This window comes from Frigoribacterium sp. VKM Ac-1396, assembly GCF_015350895.1.
GTDB lineage: Bacteria > Actinomycetota > Actinomycetes > Actinomycetales > Microbacteriaceae > Frigoribacterium.
Map to the genome: position 1 here is coordinate 319,022 of NZ_JADKSD010000003.1, position 25,808 is coordinate 344,829.

General features: G+C 68.2%; 23 protein-coding genes and 1 pseudogene. 14 read left to right on the forward strand and 10 right to left on the reverse strand.

Features of this window, described 5'->3' with window-relative positions; translation table 11 throughout:
- Positions 1-102 precede the first annotated feature (102 nt).
- The 7 genes from ITJ55_RS13780 (at position 103) to ITJ55_RS13810 (ending at position 6,940) form a co-directional block, all read left to right on the forward strand.
- Positions 103-1,497: an MFS transporter gene (locus ITJ55_RS13780; RefSeq protein WP_370544178.1), complete on the forward strand. Its 1,395-nt coding sequence runs from the start codon at positions 103-105 to the stop codon at positions 1,495-1,497.
- A 121-nt stretch (positions 1,498-1,618) separates the two neighbouring features.
- Positions 1,619-3,355 (forward strand): dihydroxyacetone kinase family protein, encoded by a 1,737-nt coding sequence (locus tag ITJ55_RS13785; protein ID WP_194595906.1) that lies wholly within the window; start codon positions 1,619-1,621, stop codon positions 3,353-3,355.
- A gap of 35 nt (positions 3,356-3,390) precedes the next feature.
- A complete protein-coding gene (locus ITJ55_RS13790; protein ID WP_194595907.1) occupies positions 3,391-3,879 on the forward strand; it encodes a ribose-5-phosphate isomerase in 489 nt (162 codons plus the stop codon).
- A complete protein-coding gene (locus ITJ55_RS13795; protein ID WP_370544179.1) occupies positions 3,876-4,748 on the forward strand; it encodes a triose-phosphate isomerase in 873 nt (290 codons plus the stop codon). The genes ITJ55_RS13790 and ITJ55_RS13795 overlap by 4 nt, the downstream gene beginning before the upstream one ends.
- Entirely contained in the window at positions 4,745-5,554 is an 810-nt protein-coding gene (locus ITJ55_RS13800) for a sugar phosphate isomerase/epimerase family protein (RefSeq protein WP_370544180.1), read from the forward strand. The genes ITJ55_RS13795 and ITJ55_RS13800 overlap by 4 nt, the downstream gene beginning before the upstream one ends.
- On the forward strand, positions 5,547-6,467 hold the full coding sequence (locus tag ITJ55_RS13805; RefSeq protein WP_194595908.1) for a phosphogluconate dehydrogenase C-terminal domain-containing protein: 921 nt from the start codon (positions 5,547-5,549) through the stop codon (positions 6,465-6,467). Before ITJ55_RS13800 ends, ITJ55_RS13805 begins: the two co-directional genes overlap by 8 nt.
- A gap of 161 nt (positions 6,468-6,628) precedes the next feature.
- Positions 6,629-6,940 carry a Dabb family protein gene (locus ITJ55_RS13810; RefSeq protein WP_194595909.1) on the forward strand — a complete coding sequence of 104 codons (312 nt, stop codon included), beginning with the start codon at positions 6,629-6,631 and terminating at the stop codon, positions 6,938-6,940.
- A 52-nt stretch (positions 6,941-6,992) separates the two neighbouring features.
- Here ITJ55_RS13810 and ITJ55_RS13815 read toward each other — a convergent pair whose 3' ends face one another.
- The 4 genes from ITJ55_RS13815 to ITJ55_RS13825 all read right to left on the reverse strand — a co-directional run bounded on the left by ITJ55_RS13815 (position 6,993) and on the right by ITJ55_RS13825 (position 12,074).
- Positions 6,993-7,751: a hypothetical protein gene (locus ITJ55_RS13815; protein ID WP_194595910.1), complete on the reverse strand. Its 759-nt coding sequence runs from the start codon at positions 7,749-7,751 to the stop codon at positions 6,993-6,995.
- Complete coding sequence (locus ITJ55_RS16090; protein WP_370544191.1) at positions 7,744-10,146, reverse strand: FtsK/SpoIIIE domain-containing protein; 2,403 nt, start codon at positions 10,144-10,146, stop codon at positions 7,744-7,746. The genes ITJ55_RS13815 and ITJ55_RS16090 overlap by 8 nt, the downstream gene beginning before the upstream one ends.
- A gap of 326 nt (positions 10,147-10,472) precedes the next feature.
- Positions 10,473-11,528, reverse strand: coding sequence for a hypothetical protein (locus ITJ55_RS16095; protein WP_228498528.1), 1,056 nt, complete (start codon positions 11,526-11,528; stop codon positions 10,473-10,475).
- Positions 11,529-11,534: 6 nt separating this feature from the next.
- Positions 11,535-12,074: a hypothetical protein gene (locus ITJ55_RS13825; protein WP_194595912.1), complete on the reverse strand. Its 540-nt coding sequence runs from the start codon at positions 12,072-12,074 to the stop codon at positions 11,535-11,537.
- Between the two features lie 234 nt (positions 12,075-12,308).
- Between ITJ55_RS13825 and ITJ55_RS13830 the strand changes: the two genes are divergently transcribed.
- The gene (locus ITJ55_RS13830) at positions 12,309-12,740 is read left to right on the forward strand and encodes a hypothetical protein (RefSeq protein WP_194595913.1); all 432 of its coding nucleotides are present in this window, start codon (positions 12,309-12,311) and stop codon (positions 12,738-12,740) included.
- A 135-nt stretch (positions 12,741-12,875) separates the two neighbouring features.
- On the opposite strand, the gene ITJ55_RS13835 is transcribed toward ITJ55_RS13830, so the two are convergent.
- Positions 12,876-13,931, reverse strand: coding sequence for a zinc-binding dehydrogenase (locus ITJ55_RS13835; protein ID WP_194595914.1), 1,056 nt, complete (start codon positions 13,929-13,931; stop codon positions 12,876-12,878).
- 178 nt (positions 13,932-14,109) lie between these two features.
- On the opposite strand from ITJ55_RS13835, the gene ITJ55_RS13840 reads away from it, so the two are divergent.
- Positions 14,110-14,814 (forward strand): hypothetical protein, encoded by a 705-nt coding sequence (locus tag ITJ55_RS13840; RefSeq protein ID WP_194595915.1) that lies wholly within the window; start codon positions 14,110-14,112, stop codon positions 14,812-14,814.
- A gap of 51 nt (positions 14,815-14,865) precedes the next feature.
- Positions 14,866-16,290: a hypothetical protein gene (locus tag ITJ55_RS13845; RefSeq protein WP_194595916.1), complete on the forward strand. Its 1,425-nt coding sequence runs from the start codon at positions 14,866-14,868 to the stop codon at positions 16,288-16,290.
- A 130-nt stretch (positions 16,291-16,420) separates the two neighbouring features.
- Here the strand turns inward: ITJ55_RS13845 and ITJ55_RS13850 are convergent, their stop codons facing one another.
- The gene (locus tag ITJ55_RS13850; protein ID WP_194595917.1) at positions 16,421-19,012 is read right to left on the reverse strand and encodes a DEAD/DEAH box helicase family protein; all 2,592 of its coding nucleotides are present in this window, start codon (positions 19,010-19,012) and stop codon (positions 16,421-16,423) included.
- A gap of 83 nt (positions 19,013-19,095) precedes the next feature.
- Here ITJ55_RS13850 and ITJ55_RS13855 point away from each other — a divergent pair, with 83 nt between their 5' ends.
- On the forward strand, positions 19,096-19,518 hold the full coding sequence (locus tag ITJ55_RS13855) for a hypothetical protein (protein ID WP_194595918.1): 423 nt from the start codon (positions 19,096-19,098) through the stop codon (positions 19,516-19,518).
- Positions 19,519-19,628: 110 nt separating this feature from the next.
- Here ITJ55_RS13855 and ITJ55_RS13860 read toward each other — a convergent pair whose 3' ends face one another.
- On the reverse strand, positions 19,629-20,213 hold the full coding sequence (locus ITJ55_RS13860; RefSeq protein WP_194595919.1) for a hypothetical protein: 585 nt from the start codon (positions 20,211-20,213) through the stop codon (positions 19,629-19,631).
- A 92-nt stretch (positions 20,214-20,305) separates the two neighbouring features.
- On the opposite strand from ITJ55_RS13860, the gene ITJ55_RS13865 reads away from it, so the two are divergent.
- Positions 20,306-21,031, forward strand: a complete 726-nt coding sequence (locus ITJ55_RS13865; RefSeq protein ID WP_194595920.1) for a hypothetical protein — start codon at positions 20,306-20,308, stop codon at positions 21,029-21,031.
- Here ITJ55_RS13865 and ITJ55_RS13870 read toward each other — a convergent pair.
- The 3 genes and pseudogenes from ITJ55_RS13870 to ITJ55_RS16570 all read right to left on the reverse strand — a co-directional run.
- Positions 21,024-22,619: an N-6 DNA methylase gene (locus ITJ55_RS13870; protein WP_228498663.1), complete on the reverse strand. Its 1,596-nt coding sequence runs from the start codon at positions 22,617-22,619 to the stop codon at positions 21,024-21,026. The two genes, ITJ55_RS13865 and ITJ55_RS13870, sit on opposite strands and share 8 nt — an antisense overlap.
- A gap of 416 nt (positions 22,620-23,035) precedes the next feature.
- Positions 23,036-23,191, reverse strand: a complete 156-nt coding sequence (locus tag ITJ55_RS13875; protein WP_194595922.1) for a hypothetical protein — start codon at positions 23,189-23,191, stop codon at positions 23,036-23,038.
- 450 nt (positions 23,192-23,641) lie between these two features.
- Positions 23,642-23,728: pseudogene (locus tag ITJ55_RS16570) on the reverse strand (DnaB-like helicase C-terminal domain-containing protein); the annotation flags it as partial.
- A gap of 400 nt (positions 23,729-24,128) precedes the next feature.
- Here ITJ55_RS16570 and ITJ55_RS13885 point away from each other — a divergent pair.
- Together ITJ55_RS13885 and ITJ55_RS16575 are read left to right on the forward strand one after the other, a co-directional pair.
- Positions 24,129-24,614 carry a hypothetical protein gene (locus tag ITJ55_RS13885; RefSeq protein WP_194595923.1) on the forward strand — a complete coding sequence of 162 codons (486 nt, stop codon included), beginning with the start codon at positions 24,129-24,131 and terminating at the stop codon, positions 24,612-24,614.
- The gene (locus ITJ55_RS16575; protein ID WP_194595924.1) at positions 24,611-25,786 is read left to right on the forward strand and encodes a zinc-dependent alcohol dehydrogenase; all 1,176 of its coding nucleotides are present in this window, start codon (positions 24,611-24,613) and stop codon (positions 25,784-25,786) included. Before ITJ55_RS13885 ends, ITJ55_RS16575 begins: the two co-directional genes overlap by 4 nt.
- The last annotated feature ends 22 nt before the right edge of the window (positions 25,787-25,808 follow it).

Sequence of the window (25,808 nt, forward strand, 5' to 3'; positions counted from 1 at the left end):
CGGTTGACAGATATGGACGGAAAAGGCACGATGGTCCCTGCGCGCCACCGGCATCGGTCGAAGGCGTCATCCAACAACGTCGTTAGATCCGAAGGAGTCGATGTGGACACCACAACCCGAACGTCCGCGCCACAGAGCGCGGTCGAGAAGTCCGCGATCAAGAAGGTCGCCGTCCGGCTCGTCCCGTTCGTGGCGTTGATGTTCTTCATCAACTACCTCGACCGCACCGCCATCGGCTTCGCCGCCCCGAACGGCATGGAGTCCGACCTCGCCCTGTCGGCCGCCCAGTTCGGCTTCGCCTCGGGCGTGTTCTTCATCGGCTACATCCTGCTCGAGGTGCCCTCGAACCTCGCCCTGCACAAGTTCGGCGCCCGCAAGTGGCTCGCCCGCATCATGGTGACCTGGGGCATCGTGGCGTTGCTCTTCACCTGGGTGCAGAACTTCGAGCAGCTCGTCGCCCTGCGCTTCCTGCTCGGCGTCATGGAGGCCGGGTTCTTCCCCGGCGCGATCCTCTTCCTGAGCCTCTGGGTGCCGGCCGCCCACCGCAGCAAGATCCTCGCCCTCTTCTACCTGGCGCAGCCCCTCACCACCGTCATCGGCGCCCCGCTCGCCGGCTGGCTGATCAGCCACGACGGGGTCTTCTTCGGCCTCGAGGGCTGGCGCTTCATGTTCATGGGCGTCGCCATCCCCGCGATCGTCGTCGGCATCGTCGCCTGGTTCTACCTCAAGGACAAGCCCGCGGACGCCAAGTGGCTCACCAAAGAGGAGCAGGTCTGGCTCACCCAGGCCCTGGTGAAGGAGGCCTCGACCAAGACGGGCGCCGTCTCGACCACCGGCAAGCACCCCGGCCTCGGCGTCGTCTTCAAGAACGGCCGCGTCTGGATGCTCTCGTTCATCTACTTCGGCTTCATCTACGGCCTCTACGCACTCGCGTTCTTCTTGCCCACCATCATCGGCGGCTTCCAGGAGCAGTTCGGCACCGAGTTCACCGTCACCCAGCGCGGCTTCATCACGGCCATCCCCTACGTCCCCGCCGCCCTGGCGCTGTACTTCTGGTCGCGTGACGCCTCGCGTCGTGGCCTCAAGACCTGGCACATCGTCATCCCCGCGGTCGTCGGCGGCGTGAGCATCCCGCTCGCGCTCTACGCCCAGTCCCCCGCCCTCACCATCGCGGTGATCGCCGTCACCGCCATGGCGATCTTCGCGGCCCTGCCCAACTTCTGGACCCTGCCCACGCAGTTCCTGACCGGGGTCGCGGCGGCCGCGGGCATCGCGCTGATCAACACCGTCGGCAACCTCGCCGGCTTCAGCGCGCCGTACATCACGGGACTCGTCACCGACGTCACCGGCGACTACAGGGCGCCGATGTTCATCGTCGGGTTCTTCATGCTGCTGTCGGCCGCGCTGATGATCGCCCTCAGCCGGATGAAGAAGCCCGAGGGCACCCTCAGCCCCCGCGAGCAGGCCGACCTCGCCGCCACCGCCGGGCTCGACTGACCGACGGTCACACCCCACCCCCGCGGGGCCCGGACGATCACCGACCCGGGCCCCGCCCCCCTCTTCGCCCCGTCGCCGTGCCGTCGCGCCGTCGACCGGACCACCGCCTCCTGGAGTTCTCATGACACGCCTCTTCAACGATCCGGGCGACTTCGCCGACGAGATGATCGACGGCTTCGTGGCCGCCAACCAGCGCTGGGTGCGACGGGTGCACGGCGGCGTGGTCCGGGCGACCCGCTCGACCCCCGGCAGCGTCGCCCTCGTCGTCGGTGGCGGCTCCGGTCACTACCCGGCCTTCGGCGGGCTCGTCGGCCAGGGCCTGGCCCACGGCGCCGCCCTCGGCAACCTCTTCGCGTCGCCCTCGTGGCAGCAGGTGCGGTCCGTCGCCAAGTCCGCCCAGAACGGCGGCGGCGTCCTGCTCAGCTACGGCAACTACGCCGGTGACGTCCTGAACTTCGACAAGGCCCAGCAGAAGCTCATCGACGAGGGCGTCGAGACGCGCACGGTCGTCGTCACCGACGACATCTCGAGCGCGTCGATCGCCGAGAAGCACAAGCGTCGTGGCATCGCGGGCGACCTCACCGTCTTTAAGTCGGCCGCGGCCGCGGCAGAAGAGGGCGCCGACCTCGACGACGTCGTCCGCGTCGCCGTCAAGGCGAACGAGCGCACCCGCAGCGTCGGCGTGGCGTTCTCGGGCTGCTCGCTGCCCGGCGCCGACGAACCGCTCTTCACCGTGCCCGAGGGCCGCATGGCCGTGGGCATGGGCATCCACGGCGAACCGGGCATCGGCGAGACCGACGTCCCCACGGCCGACGGCCTCGCCGAGCTGCTCGTCGAGTCGCTGCTCGCGACCGACGAACTGCCCGACGGCGTCGACGAGGCGCGCGGCGGGCGCGTCGCCGTGCTGCTCAACGGGCTCGGTTCGGTCAAGTACGAAGAGCTCTTCGTCGTCTACGCCCGGGTCGACGCCCTGCTGCGCGAGGCGGGCGTCGAGGTCGTCGAGCCCGAGGTCGGCGAGCTCGTCACGAGCTTCGATATGGCCGGCGTCTCACTGACCCTGTTCTGGCTCGACGACGAACTCGAGCGCCTCTGGGCGGCCCCCGTCGACGCACCCGCCTACAAGAAGGGCTCCGTCGACACCGCGCTGCGGGCCGACGACGCCGAGCAGGAGGCGCGGGTCGCGATCACGATCCCGCCCGCGACCCCCGCGTCGCAGCAGTCCGCCCACCTCGTGCTCGCCGCCCTCGAGGCGGTTCGGGCCACCGTCGAGGAGAACGTCGACGAGCTCGGACGCATCGACGCCGTCGCCGGGGACGGCGACCACGGCATCGGCATGCAGCGCGGGGTCCACGCCGCCGTCGCCGCGGCTCGTGAGGCCGTGCTCGCCGGTGCGGGGGCGGGCACCGTCCTCGACCTCGCCGGCGACGCCTGGTCCGACCGCGCCGGTGGCACCTCCGGCGCCCTCTGGGGTGCCGCCCTCGCGAGCCTCGGAGCGGCCGTGGGCGACGAGGCGGCCCCCGACCGCGCCTCCGTGGCCCGAGGCGTCTCGGCCGCGACCGAGGCGATCCTCGAGTTCGGCGCCACGGTCGGCGACAAGACCATGGTCGACGTGCTCGTCCCCTTCGACGCGGCGCTCACCGCCGCGGTCGACGACGGGGCCGACCTCGCCACGGCCTGGGCCACGGCGGCCGAGGTCGCCGTGACGGCGGCCTCGGCGACGGCCGACCTGCTGCCCAAGATGGGCCGCGCCCGGCCCCACGCCGAGAAGAGCCTCGGCACGCCCGACGCCGGCGCCACCTCGCTCGGGCTCATCACGCGAGCCGTCGGACGCGTCCTCGCGCCGCAGCCGGCCGCGTGACCCCCTCCTCCCCACCCTCCACGAAAGGCACCACCATGGCTGACCAGCTGCGCATCGTCGTCGGATCGGACGACGCCGGGTACGACTACAAAGAGATCCTCAAGAGCGACCTCGAGGCGAACGACGGGGTCGCGAGCGTCGCCGACGTCGGGGTCGCCGCCGACGGCCACACCGCCTACCCGCACGTCGCCGTCGAGGCGGCCCGCATGGTCGCCGACGGCCGCGCCGACCGGGCGATCCTCATCTGCGGCACCGGGCTCGGCGTCGCCATCGCGGCCAACAAGGTGCCCGGCATCCGGGCGGTGACCGCGCACGACACGTTCTCGGTCGAGCGCGCCGTGCTGTCGAACGACGCGCAGGTGCTCTGCATGGGCCAGCGCGTGATCGGCGTCGAGCTCATGCGCCGCCTGGCGAAGGAGTTCCTCACCTACCGCTTCGACACCTCGAGCGCCTCGGCCGAGAAGGTCGCGGCGATCTGCGGCTACGACGGCTCGGGCGAGCCCGTCGGCATCGACGCGGCGTGACCGACGTGGCGACCGCACCCGTCCGGCCCCCCTCGGCCCGCTTCACGATCGGGGTGAGCCTCAAGATGTACTTCTCGCACGCGAGGACCCTCGAGTGGAGCACCGAGATCGCCGAGATCGCGCGGCGCCACCCCGCGGTGCGGCAGGGCGTGGTCGAGCTGTTCGTCGTGCCGACGTTCCCGTCGCTCGTCCCCGTGCAGGAGGCGCTGGCCGGCACCCCGGTCCGCCTCGGTGCCCAAGACCTCGCGACCGACGACGCCGGGGCCTTCACCGGCGAGGTCAGCGGCGCCGAGCTGGCCGAGATCGGCTGCACCCTCGCCGAGATGGGCCACGCCGAACGCCGCGCGCTCTTCCACGAGGACGATGCGGTCGTCGCGGCCAAGACGGCCGCGGCGCTGCGCCACGGCATCACCCCGCTGCTCTGCGTGGGCGAGGCCGACGAGACGTCGCCCGCCCTCGCGGCGCTCGAGGTGACGCAGCAGCTCGACCTGGCCCTGGCCGCGGCCGACGAGGCCGGGCTGACGGGTGCGCTGCTCGTCGCCTACGAGCCCCTGTGGGCGATCGGCGCCCCGGTCCCGGCGTCCGCCGGCCACATCACCGCGGTGGTCGCGGCGGTCGAGGAGCACCTCGCCGGCCTGCCCGATCGCGCGGGCAGCCGGGTCATCTACGGCGGCAGCGCCGGTCCGGGGCTGCTGACCGGGCTGGATGGTCGGGTGCGAGGGCTGTTCCTCGGCCGCTTCGCCCACGACGCCTCCGCCGTGGAGCGCATCCTCGACGAGGCGCTGGCGCTCGACGAGACGCTGGCCGGCTCGGCCGCCACGACGGCCACCGCCGACACCGCCGTGCCGCGAGACCGGGTGACCTCGTGATCGGCCTCAGCACCTACGCCTACTTCTGGCGCGGCAGCGACCTGGTCCCGGGGCCGATGACGCTCGACGACATGCTGCGCGACACGGCCGCGCAGGGCGTCCGGTTGTTCCAGATCTGCGACCACGAGGCCCTGACCGGCTACTCCGACGAGCAGCTCGCCGAGCTGCGGGGCCTGGCCGACGAGCTCGGGCTGACGCTCGAACTCGGCACCCGGGGCACCGGGCCGACCGTCTTGCGGACGTGGCTGCGACTCGCGGTCGCGCTCCGCGCCTCCCTGGTCCGCAGCATGTGGACGGCGGGCGACGACCGTCCCGACGCGGCCGAGACCGAGCGCCGGCTGCGCGAGGTGCTGCCCGAGTACGAGGAGGCGGGGGTCACCCTCGCCCTCGAGACCTACGAGCAGGTCGGGTCGACCGAGCTCGTGGCCGTCGTGCGTGCGGTCGGCAGCCCGCGGCTCGGCATCGTGCTCGACCCGGCGAACACCGTGGCGAACCTCGAGCACCCGGCGGACGTGACGGCCCGCTGCCTGCCGTTCGTCGCGAACTGGCACGTGAAGGACTTCGCGTTCTCGCGGAAGGACGGCTGGGTGGGGTTCGCCCTGACCAGCACCCCGCTCGGCGAGGGACGACTCGACTACGACGGCATCCGGGCGGCGCTCGACGAGCGCGACGGAGGCGCGACGAGCGTCAACCAGGTCGTCGAGCACTGGCTGCCCTGGCAGGGCGACCCCGAGACCACCACGCGGCTCGAAGCCGAGTGGACGACACGAACCATCTCTGAACTAAGGAGCAAGAACAATGACTGACACCCTCGACACGACCGCCCCCGAGAGCACCGTCACCTACGCCGACGGCCAGGGCTCGTCCGACGTCACCGTCGCCGTCATCGGCGCCGGCGGCAAGATGGGCCAGCGGGTCTCGAACAACCTCGCCAAGAGCGCCTACACGACCCTCTACAGCGAGGCGTCGCCCGCCGGCGTCGAGCTGATCGAGTCGCTCGGCCGCACGGTCACCGCGACCGACGTGGCCGTGGCGGACGCCGACGTGGTCATCCTGGCCGTGCCCGACGTGGTGCTCGGCAAGGTGTCCGAGCAGGTCGTCCCGGCGATGAAGAGCGGCGCCGTCATCTTGACCCTCGACCCGGCGGCCGCCTACGCGGGCCTGCTCGCCGTGCGCGAGGACATCCACTACGCGGTGGCGCACCCCTGCCACCCCAGCGTGTTCCTCGAGCGGACCACGAAAGAGGAGTGGGCCGACACGTTCGGTGGCGTGGCCGCTCCGCAGGAGGTCGTCGCGGCGCTCGAGGGCGTGGCCGACGACTCGCCCGTCCGCGAGCTGATGACGCAGGTCATCTCGACGATCTACGCGCCCGTCATCGCCGTGCACTACGTGACGGTGAAGCAGCTGGCCGTGCTCGAGCCGACGCTGGTCGAGACGATGGCCTGCATGATCGGTGCGTTCTTGAAGGAGGCGCTCGAAGAGACCGTCGACGGCGTCGGGGTGCCCTACGAGGCGGCTCGGGCGATGCTCTACGGCCACACCTGGATCGCCCTGACCAACGGCCTGCGCGGCTCGAACCCGTTCAGCGACGCCTGCCACATCGCGATGGGCTACGGCCGCGAGTCGATCGTCAAGGACGACTGGAAGAAGATCTTCGACGACAGCCAGCTCGACTCGGTCATCGCACGCATGCTGAAGATCGACGCCGTCCGCCGCTAGGCCGCGTCGACCGGACGCAGGAGGCGCGGGTCGCGTGACCCGCGCCTCCTGCGTTCGCGCGTGGTGGCGGTGGTGGCCCGGGCCGACCGCCCGGCCGGTGCCCGTGTCAGGATCAGGTGACCTGCCGCTTCTCGTGGCAGCGTCGACTGGAGGGTTCGCGGATGACCGACACGGACGAGATCGTGCACGTGGTGCTGGTCGAGTGGGCCGAGGGGGCGCCGGCCGACGTGGCCGAGGAGGCGTCACGCTTGTCGACCGAGCACCTGACCGGCATCGACGGCGTGCTGTCGGTGTCGGCTGGTGAGAGCGTCAGCCCCGAGCAGCTCGAGGCCGGCTTCGACTGGATGCTCGTGGTCCGCTTCCGCGACGCCGCCGCCCGCGACGCCTACCTCCCCCACCCGTCGCACCAGCCGGTGGCGACCTATCTCGGCGACGCGTCCGCCCGGGTCGTCGTCTTCGACGTCGCGGCCTGACGCGGCGGACGACAGAAGGAGGCGCTGGTCACCCGACCAGCGCCTCCGGATGTCACGACATGGCGCGAACGGCCCTGGAAAGACGGAACAGGGAGGTCGCGAGAAGAGGCACGGCTGCGACGAACACGATCCACCAGCCGAAGGACGAGAGGTGGAAGAGTCCACCCATCAAGGTCACGACACCGAACGACGCACGGAAGGCGAACCACACGCCCTTCTTCGGGGTTGCACCGCCGGGGACGGACGGGCGGCCACCGGCGAGCTCCGGGAAGAACCGCCCCCCGAGGACGGCGATCGGCACCGTAGCGAGAAGTCCCGTCACGGCACCGGCGAGGAGCACCTCGAAGAACCCCGCGAAGCCCCCGCTGGTGGCGATGACGCTGAGGACACCGAGCAGCGTCACGCCACCGACGAGCGGCAGCGCGATGGCGTCCTTTCGTCGCAGGTCTCCCCTCATCTGCAGTCGCGGCAGGTCCTCGTAGACGGTGCGGACTTCCTGGGCCCTCGTGTCGATTAGTGCGGCCACCATGGCTGCGTCGCACCCGGCCTGCAGATCCACCGGCGGCACGGGGACCTCGCGAAGAGCGGCACCGCTGCCCTGCACGACGTCTCGGGCACCGGTGGCTTCAGCAGCCCTCTCGGCCGCCCACCGTCGACGCTCCTCCGACGCTGCCCGCATCGAACGGATCTGTTTTTCTTCCTTCTCGCTCGACGCCTGCTCGCGGACCCGGAGGTCGGCGGGTGCCGTCGCCAGGATCGACAGGGCGTCACGGGCGAGGCCGCGCAGACCGTCGGCGGACGGATCAGTCATGAGCGTCATCCCCCGGGCCGATGGCCGAGTGCCCCGTCACGAGTTCCCGGATCTCACCGGGGCGTGGCGTGCAGAACGGTACGACCGTACGAGTGGTGTTGGCGTCGTCGTTGCTCCAGACCACGGTCCTCCCGCTGTTCGGCACGGTGTGACGGGGCAGGCCGAGCGCGGAACGGTCGGCGTGGTTGACGTCGGCCTCGATCTGCGTGGCGAACAGACCCAGGACTTTGGCCGGGCCACCGATGGAACGGCCGAGGACTTGCGAGACCAGCTGCGACAGGTTCCGCACCCACAGGAAGGTGTGGACCCCGACGTCAGGTCCCGCCTTGAGGATGTGCTCCAACGAGCCACCCTCCGCTCGATCGTGCGTGTCGAGGACGACGACGAGACGGTCGGACACCGGCCCGGCCACCACTGTCGTCTCGACCTCCGCGAGCAGTTCGGTGGGGTCGTCGCCCCAATCCCGGAAAGGGATGCCCGCGGCGGTCGCGAACTCAGCCAGTGATTCCGACATCGCGCGCGTCGCCTCGAGGTCGCGAGGCGAGGCGATGTCGATGCGAACAGGACGCGTGGTCGACGAGGCTCCCAGCAGCATCGGCAGGACCGTCCTCGCGACCAGGGTCGCGCTTCCCCCGATCAGGAGCACGTTGCCCCCGGACCGTCTCCGCAGGACAGGAGCGAACAGAGGGTCGATGGTCGTGGGCGACCCCACCCACATCTGCCGGTCGGTGACGGGTGAGCGGAGTGAGCGGACGAGTTCGAGGCATCGAGACAGAGGTTCTCCCGCGGCGTCCCCGAAGACGTGACGCTCGTTCCGGGGGACGCCGATGACTCCCCGTTCCACGGCGGTGGCGGCCAGTTCGGCGATGCGGGTTTCGCGTCGTGGACGGGGTTCGAACGCGACCTGCACGAGTCGGGGTTCGCCGACATCGACGCCCAGGCTGCGCTTCACGTAGGCCTGCCCGGCACCAGCGATCCTCGAGGCCCCGGCGTCTCCGTCGAGCATCTGTTCACTCGTCATCGCGTCGGTTCGGAAGGCGATGCGCAGGCCCACGTTGTCGAAGAGGGCCTTGTTCTCTCCGCGTGAACCGAGGCCCGCGGTCGATTGCGTGGCAAGCACCAGGTGGATGCCCACCGAGCGACCTTGCTTGGCGATGTCGGTGAGATGTCGCGCGGCCTCAGCACGGTACCGATCGTCGTTCAGGAGGACGTGGAACTCGTCGAGGACCGCGACGAGCCGGGGCAGTCGCCGGACGGGGTCGAGCTCGACCAAGTTGGCGACGCCGTGGTCTTTCAACAGCAGGGCTCGTCGTTGCATCTCGGCGCCCAGGTGATCGAGCACCGAGAGGTACATCTCGACATCCGACTCGACGGCGACCACTCGCGCGTGTGGCAGGCCTGGTCGCCCGGACCTGACGTCGTCCGCGTACGACCCCAACTCGACACCCGCTTTGGCGTCGACGAGGAGGAACTGGAGATCGTCCGGCGAGTACGTCTCGGCGAGCCCGAGGATGAGGGCGTGCAACAGGCTCGATTTGCCGGCTCCGGTCTGCCCCACGACCAAGGCGTGGACGTCGCCGCGCTCGATGTGGAGACCGATGTCCACTCGTTCTTCGCCGGCCATCCCGATCGGCGTCGACACCGACGTGCTCGGACGCTCGCGCCACCGGTCGGCCTCGTCGTGCAACAACGTGAGATCGATCATGCGAGCTACGAGACGCTCTCTGTACGCGTCGGCAACCGTCTCGACCGACCGGTGGATGAGTGCGACGTCCGGGCCCGGATCGACCTGGAAGCGCAGCCGAGTCCCCTCGGCGTGCACGACGGCACCGTCGGGCAGGAGGTCCACACGTGTGCCGGCAGCCGTGGGGTCGTAATGACTCCCGTCGAACGAGATCGTGATGATGTGGACGCCGGCTTCATGCCCGGTCCGGACGAGACGGGCGAGTTGGACCGTCGCACGGCGGTCGAGGGCGGCCGGACTGATGACGACGACGAATCGGTGGGATTCGGGCAGCAAGCCCTTGGCGAGCGCCGACTCGTTGTAGTCGTCGACGTCGGCGTAGGCACCCCGGAGCTTCGCTGCCGTGATGTCGGCGACGACCATCGACAGGTCGTCGAGTTGGTTCGCCGTCGCTTGGTCCGTGACGCTCGTCCGCGGGACGACAGCGGTGTTCCCCGGAGAGAACGCGGCGACCAGGCGGCCGTTTCCGTGCGTGTCGACGGTGTGGACCACGGGGTCTGACGTCGTCAGGAGGGCTCGGAGCAGGATCGAGTCGAGCAGGGGCGAGACCTGCTCCTCGAGACCGGCAGCGACACGGATGTGCAGGTGGGCACGAGCCGGATGGTCGATGAACACCGGCGCGGCGGATTCGTGCAGGTGCCCCACCCGCATCAAGTCCCCAGGACGTGCGCCGGGTGACTCCGCTCGGAGCCCGGCAGCCCACACGTCATCCGCCCAGTGGCCTGTGAGTCGCGGACCCAGGACCCTCTCGAGCTCGGCGATGGCTCGCTCGGCGCGTGCGATCTCCTCGGTGACGACGGCTCGGTCGCGAGCCCGGGCAGCCCGGCCCGCGGCCTGGAGACCCTGCGTGTGGGCGTCGACCTCCTCGCGCTCGAGCTCGTCCACCCGACGGGCGAGCCAGAGGAGCTCTGCCGATCGCCGGTCGAACCAGCGCACCGCGGAAGCATGGTCGTCCGGATGCTGCTCGAGTCTGAGGGTCACGAAGAGTACTCGTCGAGGACGGCGGCCTTCGCGTCGACTTTCTCCGCGATGTTCCGCGCGGTCTCCCCGACGTCTGCCTGGGAAAGCATCTCCTCGACGTCGCCTTCGGTGGTGTCGAAGAACGAGTCGGCCCACGACTCGGACGCCGAGGACCGGGCTGCTTCCAAGACGCTCCGGGCTGCCTCCACATCCGAGGCGAATTGTCGGACGGCGGAGGCGTAGGTGCGCAACACCTCGGGGTCGGCGTGGACGGCCATGGACGTTCCTTCACTCTGGGTGGTCGGCGGGGGTGACGCGCTGGGGGGCGCAGACGATGCGACGAGCGGTGACACGACGGCGGTCCCTACGAGCCCTGGGACCGCCCTGGGCGCAGACGGCGTCGAACTTCGACCTGGGGAGGCGCCAGACGTGTGGAGCGGCTGACCTGACCCTCCGACGGCAGACCGAGGTGGGCCGGCGTCGGTCGCGTGGGGTGCCGAAGGTCTCTCGTCAGCGGCCTTCCGGCGTTCCGCGTACCTACGGACCGCGAGGGCGAGCAGGGGCGCCGCCACCCCTGCCATGACGGCCACCGGAGCTACTGCGGGCCAGAAGACAGTCGCGGCAACCAAGATCTTCGGGGCCTTCGCGATGATCGTGGCCGTGTTCGAGACGATCGCCGTCACTGCGACACGGCGTTCCTCTCGTGCGGCAGCCGCACCCTCGGGTCGATGAAGGAACGAGGCGGCAACGATGCCGGTCGCGCCTGCGATCCGGCCCGTCGCGGCCACGACCCGTGATGCGGCGACGAACGATTTCGCTTCCTTGACGGCCTTGTCCGCGACCGGCTTGATCCCCGCCGCCTCGAGGTCCCAGCCGACCTCCTCGGCGCGCTTCGTGGCGACCTCCAGGCCTGCCTCCACGCTGTCGAAGAGCGCCTCACCCCATTCCGTCGCCCCGTCCAAGCGCTCGGCGATGCGAGTCAACCGTCCGTCGTTCGATCGGAGGAACTCGGCGGTGGCTCGTCTCGCGGCTGCCAGGCGGGCAGACCGCGCGAGCGAGTCACCGATGCTCACAGGGGCCTACTCGGACTCGAGTTGCCGGTCGAGCGTCAGGCACCGCGTGAGCAGCAGGCGGGGCAGGGCAGCCTCGAGATCGGCGCGGATCGACGCGGCGTCCACGTCGGGGAGCAGTGCGGCCGCGATCTCCGTCAGTTGTTCGACCGAGGCCGCGGTCGACGCGTACACCCAGCACCAGTAGACCGCTTCGGACACGAGCGTCTCCTGCCCTCCGGCCCCTCGAAGCCGGAACCCCAGCTTCTGGTCGTCGAAGCCGATCGCATCACCCGTCGCCAGAGCCCGGAGGCCCCGGGTCGTCAGGCTCGAACCCTCCGAGAACCGGAAGAGGGCGCCTCGGTCGACGAGTGCCTCGACCCGGTCACCTTCCATCGCCTGAGGCGAGCGGTGGCGCTCGAGGACGGCGGCATCGCCCGCGTCGAACTCGCGCACCTCGTAACCCTGACGGATCGCGACGACGAACCGAATCTCTCCCGAGGCATCCACCGTGCCGACCTCACCCAGCAGCTGGCCGACGAGTACGGCATGATCCGCTTGCTGTGCCATCGCGCCCCCGACCGCTCACCGACATGGTCCGCTACCGACGAGTAGCCGTGGCGCTGAACGTACTGCATCGGCACGGCCCAAGGGAAGTGAGGAATGCACGCGAACACGGCCCGTACCGGAACGTGCTCCCCCTCGATCCGCTCACGATGCGAGGGCGTCGGTCGCGCGACCTGCGCCTCCCCCGATCCCGGCGTCCGTCCACCGCCACCGGCGGCGCGGCGGTACGGTCGCCCCATGAAGCTCCTCGCCGGCCTCCTCACCGCCGTACTGGTGGTGACGGTGCTCCTGGTGCTCGCCGTGCGGGCCGACCCGGACGTGCCGCTGTCGTTGTCCGGGGCCGACGCACGCATCCCGTACTGCACGACCTACGAGGCGGTGATCGTCGCCGACCTCGCGACCGAGACCCTGCCGACCTGCGCACCACACGGAGTCGAGCTGCGCTTCCCCGACGGCTACGTCATCGATCTGCCCGACGAGCCCGGCACCGGAGGCCGCTCCGACGGCGGCCACGACTACACCTACGTCGACGTCGGGGCCTTCGGCATGTACGCCGCCCGGGCCGACCACGCGTGCGAGCACATCGAGCAGTGGGGCACGCCTGAGGCCATCCGCCGCGTCACCGAGGCCTTCGGCGACGACTACGTCTGCGTCCCCGACCGCCCCTGACCCGAGGAGGCGCGGGTCGGCTCTGCGAGGCGCGGTCGAGTTGCCGATGGTTGCGGGTACGAGCCGCCCGAAGCCGCAACGAGCGGCAACTCGATCGCGCGCGGCGGGCGCGGGCGCCGCAGCCGGCGCCCCACGTCACCCGTTCGGCGCGACGAGCACTTTCGCATGCTCGGTCTTCCCGCTGTCCAGCTCCTGGAGCAACCCCGGCAGCTCGTCCAGCCCGACCGTCCCCGTGATCAGCGGTCCCGCTTCGACCGAACCGTCGGCGAGCGCGCGCATCGCGCCGACGAAGTCCGAGTGCGTGTAGGCCAGGCTGCCGATGACGGTGAGCTCGCGGCTCTGCCAGTCGCCGTACGAGACCTCCGAAGTGGTCATCGGGTAGCCGAGCAGCGCGAGCGTGCCGCCGCGGCGGACCAGCTCGGCGCTCGACTGGAACAGCGAGGAGGCGCCGGTGCACTCGTAGAGGACGTCCGCGCCCAGACCGTCGGTCAGTTCGAGCACCCGAGCCGTGAAACCCTCGCCGGGAGCGTGGACGTCGGTGAAGCCGAGGCGGCGGGCGGTCTCGCGCCGCGCCTCCATGGGTTCGACGATGACGACGGCTCCGGCACCGGCGTGGCGGGCGTGCTGGGCGGTGAGCAGGCCGATGGGGCCGGCGCCCTGCACCACGACGACCGAGCCGAGGCGCTGGCCGGCGCGGCGGACGGCGTGGAAGGTGACGGCGGTGGGTTCGACGAGACCGAGCTGTTCGTCGGTGAGGCCGTCGAGGGCGCGTTGGACGCGGCGTTCGTTGACGGTGACGTGTTGGGCGAAGGCTCCGTGGGTGGTGGCGTCGGGCGAGATGCCGTTGGCCTCGGCGAAGGCGGTGTCGCAGTGGTCGGGGTGTCCGGCACGGCACATCGCGCACGAGCCGCAGGGTGGGCCGACGCTGGCGACGACGCGGTCCCCCACGGTGACGGTCGTGACCTGGCTGCCGGCGGCGACGACGGTGCCGGTCCACTCGTGGCCGAACACCGCGGCCGGGATGAGGCCGCCGGACGCCCACCCGTGCGTGTCGGTCGCGCACACCCCCGTGTACCGGATGCGCACCACGACCTGCTGCTCCCCCGGAGCCTCGAGGTCGACCTCCGCGAAGGCCACCGAGCGCTCGGCGTCGACGGTGGCGAAACGGGTGCGGGCAGGCAGGTCGGTCATGTGGACCAGGGTAGGCGTGGGCGACAGGTGTCGCCCAGCGTCCCGCCCCACGCCGACGACACCCGTCGGGTGCGGCGCCAGCACGTCAACGACGACCCGAGGAGGCGCGGCGCCCGACCGCGCGCCCCTCCCCCACCTGCGTCCCCGCCCCGACACCTCGAGCAGACCCGGATCACCCATGCGCGCCTCCTCCGCCTCCCGCCGTCCGCCTCGCCTCCTGGCCCGTTCGCTCGCGCTGGTCGCTGCGACCGCCATCGCGGGGCTCGCCGCGGTGATCCCGTCCCAGGCGGCCCTCGCCGCCCCGATCGGCATGACCGGCGCCGTGGTCACGCCCGTCGCCGGCACACCGGCCGACGTCCCCACGACCCTCGCGGCGACGTGCGGGTCGAGCCTCGTGAACACGGGCCGCGTCCGCTGCGGCAGCGCCGTCACGATGCGCTACGGCCAGGGCACGCAGCAGCAGCTCGTGTCGTACCAGGCCGGTGGGCGCACGTTCACGGTGCTGCCGAGTGACGACACGGCCGTGAGCGCCGAGGTGCTGCGAGTCGACAACGCCACCGCGACGGGCGACCGCGAGAACATCTGGGTCGCGAACTCCCCCGCCGGCTCGCCCTTCACCGGAGTCTCGGGCGACCCGACCGGCCGGACGATGGCCGACGTGCTGAGCAGCCCGTTCGTCACCGAGGGGTCGGACAACCTGTTCGGCAACACCGGAGGCGTGACGACCAACGACGTCGAGCGGTTCAGCGTGCTGCGCGAGTCGCCGCTGACCGCCTCCGACCCGGCTGCCGTCGCGGTCTCGATCGTCGAGCGTGGCGGCAACGACGCGTTCAAGCTGGCGGCCGTGACGGCGGTCGACGGGGCTGGAGCGCCGGTGGCATAGGGCCCGATCGTGTCGGTGCCGAGGTCGGCGTGGGGTCCGATCCTGACCGGGGTGACGTCGACGGTGCTGCAGCAGCTACCCGGCACGACCGGTTACCGCCCGCTGGACTACACGGCGGCGCAGACCATCGCGGGCGTCTCGGTCTCGCTGACCGATCTGGGCGTGCAGCCCGGGCAGCCCCTGTACGGCGTCTCGCTGGTGGGCAATGACGAGACCTCGATGACCGGTCCGTTCACGACGACGACCAACGAGACGACCGACGGAGGCCTCGACCTCGTCAGCACCGTCTTCGCGACGGCCGTGCAGCCGGTCGCCACGCCCACCGCCGTGACCGGCACGCAGGGAGCCCCGCAGACCCTCCCGGTCGTGGCCACCGCCGGGGACCCGCTGGTGCCGCTCGACCCCACGGCCACCCGTCTCGAGGCGCCCGAGGGTGCCACCGTGGACGCCGACGGAACGGTCGTGGTGGTGCCCGGTGAGGGGCGTTACGAACTCGACCGCGCCTCCGGAACCGTCACCTTCACGCCCGAGCCCGCCTTCACGGGCACGGCGACGCCGGTGCCGTACGTGGTGACCGATGCGGCCGGCGCGACCGCCACCTCGACGCTGACGCCCACGGTGACCGCGGTCGCGACGCCCGACACGTCGACCGGTGTGCAGGGAGTTGCCCAGCGTCTCGCGGTGACCGACAACGATGGAGGCGCGGCGTCGGTCGACCCCGCCACCCTCCGTCTCGTAGACCCGAACGGCCAAGACGCGACGACCGTGGTGGTGCCCGGGGAGGGCACCTGGACGGTCGACGGCGGTCAGCTGGTCTTCACGCCCGAGCCCGACTTCGTCGGAACGGCGACGCCGGTGTCGTACCGGGTGGACACCGTCGATGGCGTCGCCGTCGAGTCGACGGCGACGCCATCGGTGACAACGGCCCCCGTGGTGCCGCCGGCGCCGGTGGTGACGGTGCCCGACGTCGTGGTGACGCCGCCTGCGGGTGCCCCGGCGGTCTTCGACCTGCCCGCGGCCCTGCCCGACGTCGTGCCCGAGTCGGTGGTGTTGATCCAGCCGAACGAGGCACCCGCCACCGAGGTCACGACCGACGACGGCACGTGGCAGGTGCAACCCACCACCGGCGAGGTCGTCTTCACGCCCTCCCGCACCCTCGTCGGCGACCCCGACCCGATCACCTTCGTGGCCGAGCGGACCGACGGCACCGCCGTGACGGGCCGCCTCGTGGTCGACTACGTCGCGGCAGCAGCCGGTCCGGCCCCGACGCCGGCACCCGCGGCCGGTGCGGACGCGGCCGGTGCGGACGCGGCCGCCTCCAGCGGCGCCCTCGCGTTCACGGGCTCGGACGTAGGTGCGACATCAGCTGCCGCCCTCATCGGAGCCGCCGCTCTACTCGCCGGCCTGGGCCTGACCCCCGCGGGCCGACGTGGTCTGCGCCGCCGCCAGGAGCAGACGGGTCTAGAGCACGACTGAGATCAGGTCCCCAAGTTGCGGGTGGGCTTCTTCCACCCCGGCAAGGACGGCATCTATCCGCTCGGGGCCCCGCCCGTGGCTGACGGGCACTCCTCATCCCTCGCGAGGGCACGAGCGGCAGACGGTGCCGTCAAACTTCTCCGATACGTGTGACAGTAAGCCTGTCGAGAACGTCTTCCGGCCGGAGCCGGTGCTGATCGAGCAACTTCACAACTCCATCGGTTCGTTCACTCGGCACCTTTATGTTGCGCAGTATCTGCAGACCTTCCCAGAGCCGCTCGGTGTCTGTCGCGAGTACGCGGATGTCGTCGGGTGTCACGCGGTAGCTGTCTTTGTCGGCAACGGCAATCGCATCTTTATGAACGAGCGTGCGCGGGGATACCATGACCGCTGCACTGATCTCAGGGACAGCGGCTGCTCTGTCTTCAGCCACAAGCGCCAGGTGCCCGTTCACCTGCAAGGTGTCGGTCACACCGATAACGCCATCGATCTTGTGTTCGCTCTTCGCCTCGACGCTGATCCACTGTGTCTCGTCCCAGCACCAAGCGGAATCAGTGCGCGAGTTGCCCTTCGGCTTGAAGGCGTATGCCCCCAGGAACAGCCCTAGCTGTGTGAGCGCGGGTTCATAAGCCTTATGGTCGATCTGCGAGAGGCCATCGAACATGTTCCTAAACGCGGTCTTGAACTTCGCGGGACTTCCCACCCCGTCGATGTAGACGCTGAGCCGCGATGCTGCGCTCAGAAGTTGTGCACTCGGAGCGAGCGCTTGCCGACCTTGGAACGGAAGAAACGCGGCCATCCACGTCGCGGGCTTGGCGGCGTCGACCGCTTGCTCGGCAAGCGCATCCGCCCTCACGGCCAACTCTTGGTCGTTCGCGTCGCGGGCGGCCTTATCGATGGTGACTGCGGCGCGGAATAGCAACGTGGCCTGGTAGCCCCGCACCGCTGGATACGAGGTCAAGGCGGTCGCCGCCAGGTGGAGCTTTTCGCTGGCGGCCTTCCAATCTCCGTTCCACATTCTCTCCATCGCTTCGACCTCGTGCTTTGCCGCTTCCGCGAGTCCTGGCGCCTCTGCAGGCTCATGCTGCACGGCAGCAGACCTAACTCTCGCGAGCTCCTCCTCTGGGTCACTTCGCCACTGCTTGCCCTGTTCGAGGAACATCGCGACGTTCTCCCGGACGTCATCAAGGGAGGTGTCGGACTGGTCCAGGCCGAACTCAATTTCGGACTGCAGGTCGGGGGACAGCGTCGCCCGCATTTCTTCGCGGGAGAGGTATGTGGTGGTATCTCTATCGGCGACAATGACGAGCGCCCAGTCCCTTGGGCCTCGCGTGCACCGCCCAATGCCCTGAACCACGCGACTCCGCACCCGTTCGGCTGAAATGGCGGACGCGCGGGCACGGGAAGCGTAAAACCGCTCCTGGAGGTTGGTGACGCCTGGATAACCAGCCATCGTCACTGATCGACAGGCCTTGCCGGGAAGATCGATGCCGTCATAACGGTTGGCGAGCAAAGCGACCGACTTGGTCGACGCAGCAAAATCGTCGAGCGAATCCTCGACGTCGCCTTTCCGGAACACAGTCCAGTTCTTGGGCAAGATCGTTGTGCTGGCGTTTTCCGCGTCTTTCTCGCTTGGGGTGATGACGATGGACTTACCGACGGCCTTAATGAGCTCTTTCGTGAGCTCGTCCGGATCTGTATCAGGAACCAGGTGCGGGAACACAACGAAGCGACGCCCGGAGGTGGGTGTCGGTGCTCCGTCGGGGCGGTGCAAACGTGCGACGGATGGCCTTCCGAAGGCGCGCTCCAACTCACCGGAGGTTCCAAGCGTCGCCGAGAGGTAGACCCTTTGCGTTGCCGAGGCAAACAGCGAGTTTTCGAATGTGGGCGGGGTGACGGGTCGGGCTTCGATCTTCGACCAAGAGACATAGAGGGTGCATGCAGCGAGGTGGCCCCCTATCGCATCGGAGGCAAATTTCTGCGCTGCTGCGAACCGATCGGAACGGTCAACACGCGTGAAGGCGCCGAGAGCACGTGCCAGCCCCGGCAGTACGTCGTCGCGTTGAGCAAGGACGAGACCATCAACGAGTTCACGAGTGCCTGCACCGGGGGTGTTCCCGATGAGTTGCTGATACCGCTCCTGGGGGAGCATCGGCGCGACCGCCTCTAACGCCTCGCTCCAAATCGACCCGTAGGGGTGGCGTGGCACTTCGACGGTGTACGCCTTGGACACGTACTGCTCGCCCGCATGTGCGTCGTCGAACACAATGACGTCTGCCTCGATCAACTTCGGTGAGGTGTTGAATACCGAGCTGTAGGTGACCACAGCGGTAGCCTTCGCGCGCTCGTACTTGTTCTGAGCAGACGCATCCCACTGCTTCCAAGACCCTGAGAGATCAACGACGTCGATACCTTCGTTCTCCGCCGCGGTCACGACTTGACGGACGAGCTGCTTGGTAGGGCAGACGAAAACAGCGCGTCCCTTGCCCTCGCGGCGCCGCCAGTCCGCGACAAGAAGGCCGGTCAGTGTCTTTCCCGTACCAGTCGGCAGTTCAATCGCAAGATCGCGGGCACCCACGCGCTTCTCGGCATACTCGCGCAGCAGATCGACTTGTTGCGGCCACAGCGTGTCTGAATTTGCCCCCGTTTTCCGTAGCAGAGGAAATAGCTTTTCCGGAGTTTCAGCGCGTAACTGCGTATCCGAGCGCTTCTTAATTGCCATTGTTCCCCCAATTCGTCGATGCCCCCTAGGCGGAGCATGTGTGCGCGACCAAGACCACGCTCACGGTCTGTGACACTTACTCCATGAGAACTGACAATGGAGTCGTACCCATTCTGGTCACGCTAGGACATCTCGGCGACGATAGTCTGCAGCTGCGTTTCCCGCCGGAGCACAGCGACGAGATTCTCAAGCTCCTCGATGAGCACCGCGTCGACCACAACACAGCCGCGGAGTTTTCCGCTGATCCGACCGATTGGATCGAAGTGGTCAAGGTGCTCGGCATAGCGGCTGGTAGCGTCGGCGGCTTGCAGGGCCTCGCGAAGGTGATTACGGCGTTCGTCCGCCGCCACGATGACAAGCGATTCGTGTTCACCAAGGACGGCGAATCCGTAGACGCTAAGGGCTACTCGCAGCGCGCAGTGGAGGCCATGCTCGAGAAGATGCCACAAGAGCAGGCAGAGCTGGACGCCGCCACAAGGCGCGCAATGGGCATCGATAACGCTTAGAGCCGCCCGATGCCGCCATTTATTAGGTGCCTTTCAGCGGCTGGGGGCCGGCGGGCCTTAGGACCCGCCTCCTTACCCTCCAATGCCACGGCATGGACCTAATTCAGAAGCTACGCAGAAAATCCGTAGTGGCCGTAATAAAGGTCCAAAGTTGTTGCGATTGCGTGCGTGGCGTCTTGAACAAGCAGCCCGCGCCAAAGATCCTCGTACGAGACCGGCACCTCCATCATCTGGGCCTGAACCCGCATCGTGGGGGTCGACGGATCGGTTACAGGCTTCCAGTGCCCATAGGGCTTCCGTCGGTCACAAACCAGGCGCAGCTCTGCACTCAGACTGTCGGGAATCAGGGCTTTCTCCACTGCATAGTCGAGCAGTCTGCCCATCCCCATACGCTCCCACTGCCGGTTCTCGTGGCCCAACTCGGTGACAGCAATAAGACCCGCGATGGTCCGTTCACATGTGGCTTGGCAGCAGAGGAGCGTTGCAACCCAATTACCCTGAGCAAACGCATCCACCGCTGCCTGCCACGTCAGCATCGCCTCCTCACCACCGGTGAGTAGCGAACCCCAATCCCGCGCGCCTACCACTATCGCCAGGCGGCGGTTAAGAAAATTTAGGCGCTCTTCCGGGGTGAGGGTGGCTGCATCGAGGGAGTGAAAAACTTCCTCCCAAGTCGGCTCCTCGTTTTCATTCATTTGCATGTCAGTACTTGACCACAATCCTCTGTGGGCTGGAGCGCCAGTTTTGGGGGCTCTCCTGCCGTGTTGATCCCGGTACTGTCCTGTCTATGAGCGACGCCCCCGAACTGCCAGCCGCCGCGACCCTCGCCGCAACTCTTGCGGAGATGAATCGCCTCTACTCCGAAAACCCAAAGAGAGCAGTTCGGGGGCAGCACTTCATCAAAGCGCTCCATGGGCACATTGCTTATCAGCTAAATGAACGCCTTCATCCCTCGGCCAGGGCCGCAGGCGTTTACATCAAGGAAGAAGCAGCCATCCTTGGGTCACATAAATCGAAGGACGTCGACGTAGCGGTCATGCATCCGACCTCGGGGCCACTGCTCCTCGTGGGTGTCCGGAGCCAGATGAGCTCGGTTGGCAAGAACGTGCTTACCTACTACCAAGACATCGTCGGTGAGGCCGTGAGCCTGCAAGAGAGATACCCGATGACGATTCATTCCTACGTCTACCTCCACCCACTCACGTACCAAGAGGAGAAGGAGGCAACGTCGACCCTTCCAGCGAGAACAGCGACACTCGATACAAATGTCGATCGCTACGCGAAAATGTACCGCGCAATTACCGGTAGAGATGACAAGTTCTACCGAGTGCTCAGCGGCATCTACGATCAGTTCGCCTACTTAGTTGTCGATTTCACGAAGTCACCCGCGGAACTTCGCGATGACCTGGTCGTTCAGGCAGTTCCGGACACAGACTTATCCATCGCCACCTTCGTTGAACGTCTCGTCGCGACTTACAAGCGTCGGAATATCTGGCTCGACCTATTCATCTAGTCCTCCAGTGCGCGAGCTGGTGAATACCTTCGTAAATCAGCGCGAGGCCATCCTTGCCGACCAATTCCTGGGTGAGCTTGTCACCACCGGCATAAGCCGCCTGCATATCCCCAACTTGCAGAGCCTGTTTCGTCGTGGCCGAGACGGCCGTTTCCGGCCCGACACGAGGCATTTGGATTCTCGAGGCTTCATTCGGCACCATCACCATTACGCCTCCCCCCAGCGAATGCACCTGAAGGCCGATACTGAGTAGGGTCAGCGGCGAGTACCAAGCTGCCACAAACTGCTCAGCAGCTCCCTCTTTGACGTATCCGCAAAGCAAACTGTTTGAGGCTAGCCACCGAGCGTCGTTTATAAGAAGCAAAGGCCTCTCACTGAAAACGCTGAGTATGACGTCCGGCGCTTTTACCCCGGGAACGCGGTACCAAGGCTTTCGCATCTGAGCCTTGTAGCCCTGCGAGACGCCTCTTTCAGCTCCAGCTTTCACGTACTGCAGCTCTCCCTCAGAGAGGTGCTCGGACGGCACCCAAAGACGGTCAGCAGCGCCTGGGTCCATCTCCATGGTTCTCAATCCACGCCCGCGTAGACGACGGGAGTTGATCACGGCTGGATGCAGGCTGCTGCTTGGCAGCGTGTACTTCTCAACGACATCGGGTGCAGGGTGGAAGTAGGTCTTGTCGCCAGCAATGTAGCCAATTCTGAACGTCATCAAGTCAGACGCAATCCGAGTGCGAGGGCTTACTTCCGCGAGCAGATCAGCCAATCCGTTCGGCAATAGTGCGATTTGGAAAGCGCGCTCCCCGGACGATAGATCTGCAAGCCTGATTCTTCCGCCCTTAGGCCGGGCCTGGCCCGCAAGAGCTTCTGCGGTTTCGTAGGCCTCGTACTCAAGGTGTTTGGTTGCGCCTCCAAAGCCATCTGCAAGAAGGACCATGACATCTTGGTTGATGTCCGAAAAGATTCGCTGGCGAGTTCGGATAACGCGAAGTGCATCAAAATTTTGCGCTAGGTAACCCCAGAGGGGCCGTGCATACGCGACGTAGGTGAAGTCGAGAGGCAGAACGAGGCCGGCCCGCCCACCTGAGCGCAGGAAGGAGAGCATATGCGTCACGAATGGCATCCAAATGCTTCCACTTGGGTGCATGGACTCACCCATTGCTTCGGCTGTCCGCGCGAGAGCAAGGGCTCGGGACGACTCTGGCAGATGCCTTAGTCGCACGTAGGGTGGGTTGGCAATGACTGCATCCACCGGCTCAGGATCTATGCCAAGAAAATCTCCTAGCCGGAGCTCTTGTTCCGATAGCAATCCCTGTTGAACGACGGCGCGTGCCGACTCCGGATCAAGTTCGGCAGCGACCCACGTTGGTGGTCGCGTTCCTCTTAGGTGAGCGACATCTGCGACCGCCCGAATGAAGGAGCCGTCCCCGAAGCTGGGTTCAAGGAACGTTTCGTCACTGCCCCTCAGCGCCCAAGAAGCAAGAAAGTGAGCCGCATCTTGGGGTGTGTAGTAGGCCCCACGAGCCCGTTGAGCAGTAGGAGGTACCTTTCTCGCCCGATCCCCCGACGGCCTGCCAGGACCCTCGGGCATCAGCTTCTCAATGTCGCGTAGATCTTCCTCGCGCCACACGAAACCATCCAGTCGCCCAACTGGCTCAGGAAGCCATGCAGCCCCCCGGCTCCTCCAGGATCTGATGGTGGCTTTGGACACCCCGAGTCGCTGCGCCAACTCTGACGCGTCGACTAACCCACGAAGCGGATCGGGAGAACTGATAGTCACAGGCAAACTCTAGCCCACAATGCGTCGCATGCGTTGCATTACTTCTGAGTAACTGTCATTGAACCAAGTTGCCGAATGGCACAGGCGACCGCATGAGAATTTTGATTCACCGCACCCCAGGAAGGCGCAGACGCGGAGAACAAACCTTCGAAATCGAGCAGCGGCCAAACGTGAGTGAGCCACTCCCCCAGCGCCCGTGGCTACTCGACGGCGTTGAACGGTTTGTCCTAGAGGACCTCGGCCTCTCGGTTGAGCTGGGCGACTTCGGCGTCGCGGGCCGAGAATCCGTCCATCGCTCCGGCCGTCATCGCCGCGGTGACCTCGACGGCCACGGCGACCGCGCTCGTGTCGCCCTTGGGGCCAAGCCTGGCGAAGCAGCTCATGCGCCGACGCTACCTGTCGTCACGAGGGCAATTCGTCGGGCTCGGGGCGCAGTCGGCTCGTTAGAGTGGACGACTCTTCCTCGTGCTGGATCATCCAGGCCACGGCGCTGTTGAGGCTGTCGACCTGGCGGAGCCATGGCTGGCCGCCGGCGTCGTCTCGGCCGTGGGAGTAGCAGCGGTAGGCAACGCGGCCGAACTCGGGACGAGAGAGCACGCATCCGAGGGGTGCGGAACGGACCCGGCGGACCTGCCAGACGCCGGACGTGCCTGGCGCCCGCGGCTCCGCGATCGGGTGCGTCCGAATCCTCTGGCGTAGGGCCTTCGCTGCCGCTTCGCCTGACCCTCGAACACCCATGGCTAAAAGCTACGTCCATCCCCCGTCATTGACGCCTGGGATCGGCGTGGCGAGCCCTAGCGAGACACAAATGGCAGCACCGAGGGGCGGCCATCGGACTCTCGCAGGTCGCTGATCGCGGGCTTCTCGTCGGCACGCTGCTCGGGGCCACGGTTCAGCTGAGACAGTGCGATCACCGGCACCTACACCTGCACCGGCACGTGCACCGCCGTCACCACCCGTGCCAGCCCGCACGAGAACCCCGACACCTCTCGACGACGACCCTCACCGCGCCTCCTGCGCCCGTGTGCCTCGGCTAGCCGGGCCGATCCGACGACCCACGCCGCGCCTCCTTCCGGCCGCCATCCCACACACGTAACTCGCGCCGAAGAGGTGGTGTCAAGAGCCAAAAAGTTGTCTCACGACAGGGCCGCAGGGTGCGCACACTGGGGTCGAACGGGCGGCAGGGTGGGCAGATCCAGGGCCCTGCCGCCCGCTCATCCATCCAGAGAACTGCGCCACCGCGCGAACCGAGGAGGTCGTGATGAGCACCACCGATCAGCGGCGGGGAACCCCCGCCCACCCACCGAGGAGGGCCGCCTGATGGCCGGCCGCCTCACCGGTGCCGGGGCCGCCGGCGTCGCAGCCGTCGCCACCGCCGCCGCGGCCGTCGTCGTCGGACAACGACACCGCCGCCGCCCCGACGAGGGCGCCGGCTCCCCGCAGGAGTCCCGTGCGCGCTGGCAGGCCGTCACCGTCCTGGCCGACCCCGAGCACGTCTGCTCCGACGGCCACAAGCCGCCCTTCCTCGCCGACCTCGGCGACCGCGTCGAGGTCGAGATGCGACCGGCCGCCGGCGACAAGGGCACCGAGCTGCGTGCCCGCCTCCGCGAACCCGCCTCGTCGAAGGACGACGCCGGCGAGGCCGCCAAGAGCATCCGCGTCGCGCTCCGACGGTCGAAGCAGGTCATCGAGGCCGACGAGGTGCTGCGCGTCGACCCGACACCCCACGGCGAGCGCAAGGCCACCCCCACCGGCGCCCTCAACGAGGAAGCCACCGACCGTACCGACGAGGAGGGACTGCTGTGAGAGCTCTCACCTGGACCGGTGTCAACGAGACCTCGGTCGAGACCGTCGACGACCCGACGATCCTCAACGACCAGGACGTCATCGTCAAGGTGCACCTCAGCACCACCTGCGGGTCCGACCTGCACCTGCTCGGTGGGTACATCCCCACCATGCGGTCGGGCGACGTCCTCGGCCACGAGTTCATGGGCGAGATCGTCGAGGTCGGGTCGGCCGTCCGCGAGCGCAAGGTCGGCGAGCGCGTCGTGGTCTGCTCGTTCGTCGCCTGCGGCCGCTGCTGGTACTGCACCCACGAGCTCTACTCGCTGTGCGACAACGGCAACCCCAACCCCGCCATCACCGAGACCCTCTGGGGCTCCCCCATCGGCGGATGCTTCGCGTACAGCCACGCCCTGGGCGGCTTCGCCGGCAGCCACGCCGACTACGTCCGCGTGCCCTACGGCGACCACGGCGCCTTCCCCGTCCCCGACGGCGTCTCGGACGAAGCGGCACTGTTCGCCTCGGACGCCGCCCCCACCGGCTGGACCGGCGCCGACCTCGCCGGCATCACGCCCGGCGACACCGTCGCCGTCTGGGGTGCCGGCGGCGTCGGCCAGATGGCCGCCCGCGCCGCCATGCTGCTCGGTGCCGAACAGGTCGTCGTCATCGACCAACTGCCCGAGCGGCTGGACCAGGTGCGGCAACACGTCGGCGCCGAGACCCTCGACTTCGCGCAGGACGACGTCCTCGCCGAACTCAAGGAGCGCACGGGCGGCCGCGGCCCCGACGTCTGCATCGAGGCCGTCGGCATGGAGGCCGACGGCACCGGCGCCCAACACCTCTACGACCAGGTCAAGCAGCAGCTGCGACTGCAGACCGACCGGCCCACCGCCCTGCGCGAGGCGATCTACGCCTGCCGCAAGGGCGGCAGCGTCTTCACGCTCGGCGTCTTCGCCGGGCTCGTCGACAAGTTCCCGCTCGGAGCCGTCATGAACAAGGGCCTCACCCTGCGCGGCGCCCAGCAGCACGGCCACCGCTACATCCCGATGATCCTCGACCGCATCGCGGCCGGCGAGCTCCACACCGAGCACCTCGCCACCCACGTCCTCCCGCTCGAACAGGGGCCCGAGGGCTACGAGATGTTCAAGGCCAAGGACGACGGCTGCGTCCGCGCCGTCTTCCGACCCGGCACCTGACACCGCGCCTCCGTCACCCCGA

Bases quoted from the DNA above. Each gene is read 5' to 3' on its own strand.
- ITJ55_RS13785 (WP_194595906.1), top strand. From the start codon at position 1,619: ATGACACGCCTCTTCAACGATCCGGGCGACTTCGCCGACGAGATGATC.
- ITJ55_RS13805 (WP_194595908.1), top strand. From the start codon at position 5,547: ATGACTGACACCCTCGACACGACCGCCCCCGAGAGCACCGTCACCTAC.
- ITJ55_RS13790 (WP_194595907.1), top strand. From the start codon at position 3,391: ATGGCTGACCAGCTGCGCATCGTCGTCGGATCGGACGACGCCGGGTAC.
- ITJ55_RS13835 (WP_194595914.1), bottom strand. From the start codon at position 13,931: ATGACCGACCTGCCTGCCCGCACCCGTTTCGCCACCGTCGACGCCGAG.
- ITJ55_RS16090 (WP_370544191.1), bottom strand. From the start codon at position 10,146: ATGCGGGTGGGGCACCTGCACGAATCCGCCGCGCCGGTGTTCATCGAC.
- ITJ55_RS13885 (WP_194595923.1), top strand. From the start codon at position 24,129: ATGGCCGGCCGCCTCACCGGTGCCGGGGCCGCCGGCGTCGCAGCCGTC.
- ITJ55_RS13825 (WP_194595912.1), bottom strand. From the start codon at position 12,074: ATGGCACAGCAAGCGGATCATGCCGTACTCGTCGGCCAGCTGCTGGGT.
- ITJ55_RS13865 (WP_194595920.1), top strand. From the start codon at position 20,306: ATGAGCGACGCCCCCGAACTGCCAGCCGCCGCGACCCTCGCCGCAACT.
- ITJ55_RS13870 (WP_228498663.1), bottom strand. From the start codon at position 22,619: ATGCCCGAGGGTCCTGGCAGGCCGTCGGGGGATCGGGCGAGAAAGGTA.
- ITJ55_RS13875 (WP_194595922.1), bottom strand. From the start codon at position 23,191: ATGAGCTGCTTCGCCAGGCTTGGCCCCAAGGGCGACACGAGCGCGGTC.
- ITJ55_RS13810 (WP_194595909.1), top strand. From the start codon at position 6,629: ATGACCGACACGGACGAGATCGTGCACGTGGTGCTGGTCGAGTGGGCC.
- ITJ55_RS13855 (WP_194595918.1), top strand. From the start codon at position 19,096: ATGAGAACTGACAATGGAGTCGTACCCATTCTGGTCACGCTAGGACAT.
- ITJ55_RS13830 (WP_194595913.1), top strand. From the start codon at position 12,309: ATGAAGCTCCTCGCCGGCCTCCTCACCGCCGTACTGGTGGTGACGGTG.
- ITJ55_RS13840 (WP_194595915.1), top strand. From the start codon at position 14,110: ATGCGCGCCTCCTCCGCCTCCCGCCGTCCGCCTCGCCTCCTGGCCCGT.
- ITJ55_RS13860 (WP_194595919.1), bottom strand. From the start codon at position 20,213: ATGAATGAAAACGAGGAGCCGACTTGGGAGGAAGTTTTTCACTCCCTC.
- ITJ55_RS13850 (WP_194595917.1), bottom strand. From the start codon at position 19,012: ATGGCAATTAAGAAGCGCTCGGATACGCAGTTACGCGCTGAAACTCCG.
- ITJ55_RS13815 (WP_194595910.1), bottom strand. From the start codon at position 7,751: ATGACTGATCCGTCCGCCGACGGTCTGCGCGGCCTCGCCCGTGACGCC.